This window comes from Acinetobacter sp. MD2, assembly GCF_035615575.1.
GTDB lineage: Bacteria > Pseudomonadota > Gammaproteobacteria > Pseudomonadales > Moraxellaceae > Acinetobacter.
On record NZ_VTDK01000016.1, the window covers coordinates 1 to 2,462 of the forward strand.

3 protein-coding genes are annotated in these 2,462 nt (G+C 42.6%); all 3 read right to left on the bottom strand.

What is annotated here, in order from left to right; all coding sequences use genetic code 11:
- Nucleotides 1-29: 29 nt before the first annotated feature.
- The 3 genes from tnpC to FXN70_RS11895 all read right to left on the bottom strand — a co-directional run bounded on the left by tnpC (nt 30) and on the right by FXN70_RS11895 (nt 2,376).
- Entirely contained in the window at nt 30-1,601 is a 1,572-nt protein-coding gene (tnpC, locus tag FXN70_RS11885; RefSeq protein ID WP_324647678.1) for an IS66 family transposase, read from the bottom strand.
- Nucleotides 1,602-1,675: 74 nt separating this feature from the next.
- A complete protein-coding gene (gene tnpB, locus FXN70_RS11890) occupies nt 1,676-2,011 on the bottom strand; it encodes an IS66 family insertion sequence element accessory protein TnpB (protein ID WP_324647679.1) in 336 nt (111 codons plus the stop codon).
- Nucleotides 2,008-2,376 carry a transposase gene (locus FXN70_RS11895; RefSeq protein WP_324647680.1) on the bottom strand — a complete coding sequence of 123 codons (369 nt, stop codon included), beginning with the start codon at nt 2,374-2,376 and terminating at the stop codon, nt 2,008-2,010. The genes tnpB and FXN70_RS11895 overlap by 4 nt, the downstream gene beginning before the upstream one ends.
- Nucleotides 2,377-2,462: the final 86 nt, after the last annotated feature.

Here is a 2,462-nt window from a genome sequence, read left to right on the forward strand (position 1 = left end):
TGTAAGCCTCCGCTGAACCCCACTTGAACTCAAGCAGGTTTCCATTTATGAGGCAACAATTCCTCAATATCTTTCATTTTATGGGTCGGCAATCTTTTGAGCACATCACTCAAATAGGCATACGGATCTAGACCATTCAATTTTGCCGACTGAATTAAGGTCATGATATTGGCTGCTCGTTGCCCACTTCTCAATGAACCTGCAAATAACCAGTTTTTCCTGCCTAATGCCCAAGGGCGCATCTGATTTTCGACCCAATTATTGCATATAGGCAGTTCACCATCATCCAGATAACGGCAGAGTGCGTGCCAGCGTTTTAAGCTGTAATTGATTGCCTTGGCTGTAGGTGAACTCGTCGGTACCTTAAGCTGATGTTGTTTCAGCCATTCATACAGTTGCTGCATGATCGGTTGACTATCCTGTTGCCTACGCTGTCGTCGTTGTTCTGCTGTACAGTTTGGAATTTCTCTTAATTCTGCCTCAATTTGGTAGAGCTGTTGAATCAATCGCAGAGCTTGTTCTGCAATCTGACTTTTACACGTCACATGTAGTTCATGGAATTTACGACGAGCATGCGCCATACAGCCAACTTCTATGATTGCTTTATTCTTAAATTGTGCCTTATAGCCACTGTAATCATCACAAACCAGATGACCTTGCCAGCCTTGAAGAAAGTCTTCTGCATGTTTCCCTGAGCGGCTGGGTTGAAACTCATAGATCACAGCCTGTATCGAATTGTACTGTGTACTGGCATAGGCCCACACATAGCCTTTCTTCGGTTTTTTCTCACCCATCTGCATCACGGTGACTGGGGTTTCATCTGCATGAATCACCCGTTGCTGTAATACAATTTGTTTTAGTGCTTCTGCTAGTGATTCTAACTGTACACCGCATTGACCTATCCATTCTGATAAGGTTGATCGAGCCAGATCAACGCCTACACGTTGGTAAATTAAACGCTGACGGTATAAGGGCAAATGATCGGCATATTTTGATACGAGTACATGGCTCAGTAGTTCAGGACTAGCAATGCCTTTATCAATCACATAAGCAGGCATGGGTTGTTGCTGAATGCTGTCACATTGATCACACACCCATTTGCCTCGCACATGCTGTTCTTTGATAAATTGTGCAGGTTTAAAACTTAGTTTTTCACTAACATCTTCACCAATACGACGTAACTGGCAGCCACATGAACATTGTGTTGATGTCGGTTCATGCTCTACTCGGATGGTAGGTAGGTGATCAGGTAATGGGCGACGTTTAGCTTTGCTTATTGTAGTTTTCTGCGCAGGTACATCGCTTTGATCTGCATGCAATCGTTCTAATTCTAGATCTACAGCGGCAATATCTTCTTCAACCGCTTCATCGAGTAAGCTGATTTGTTTGGCGGTGAGATTTTCATTCTTCTGAGCGAATTTATGCCGTTTAAATAAGGCGAGTTCATGTTCGTATTTTTTATTGAGAATGGTCAGATGTTGAACTTTGGTATCTAAGTGTTGTTTATCTTCTACAAGTTGCTGATTCTGCATTGCCAACTGCTGGGTAAATTCCAATAATTGTTCATGAGTCAGTTGGCTTAAATCAGGTAATGTTTTCATGACCGCAGTATGGCTGAGGTCATATCAACAATGAAATAGAACCTTTGGAGAATAGCGTAAATTGAATGCTTGGTTTAGAGCATATTCACCACTTGAGCTTGTCCCACACGTTGCCAAGGCAGCCCCTGAATCAGTGCCTGTAATTGTTCAGGGTTGATACTCATTGTTTCACCTTGATGAAGCTGAGCCCAGTGAAATTTGCCTTGTTCCAAGCGTCGGGCACACAACCAAATCCCTAGACCATCATGTACCAATACTTTCATACGATGACCACGTTTATTACAGAATAGATAGGCACAATGTGGTTTCACACAGCCGAAGGCTTTGAGAACTTGAGCTAGTACAGTATCCATACCTGCACGCATATCTATGGGTTGGGTAGAAAGCCAAATTTCATCGATACGGATCATGATGTTAATTCACGAATCAGTTGAGCCAAGGATCCCATTTCTGCAATGGGCCATGTCAGTTGGACAATCTGACTGGAGGAAGGGATCTGGATTTTAAAACTGATCTCTTTGGCAGGTGCATGATCAATGGGTATCGCAATGAAGTCTGGTACGGTTTTCGATTCTGAAATGCTATTTTCATTGGATGCTTGTTTGACCCAACGATTCAGTAAATTGGTATTAATCCCATGCTCTAATGCAACGCGAGCAATCGAAATATGTGGATGACGACACTTTTGAACAAGCTCAGGTTTGAAGTCATCGCTATAGATACGACGTTTTCTTTTTACCAATCCAACATCAACGACAGTCAATTCTTGACTCATAAGCAAGTACCCACTAATAAATAAGTGGGTACGAAAATAAGCGTCTATGGTTGATTTTAGTAGTGGGGGTTCAGCGGAGGCTTACA

What these genes read in the sequence shown, in the direction of transcription:
- tnpC (WP_324647678.1), bottom strand. Translation starts at nt 1,601, where the DNA reads ATGAAAACATTACCTGATTTAAGCCAACTGACTCATGAACAATTATTG.
- tnpB (WP_324647679.1), bottom strand. Translation starts at nt 2,011, where the DNA reads ATGATCCGTATCGATGAAATTTGGCTTTCTACCCAACCCATAGATATG.
- FXN70_RS11895 (WP_324647680.1), bottom strand. Translation starts at nt 2,376, where the DNA reads ATGAGTCAAGAATTGACTGTCGTTGATGTTGGATTGGTAAAAAGAAAA.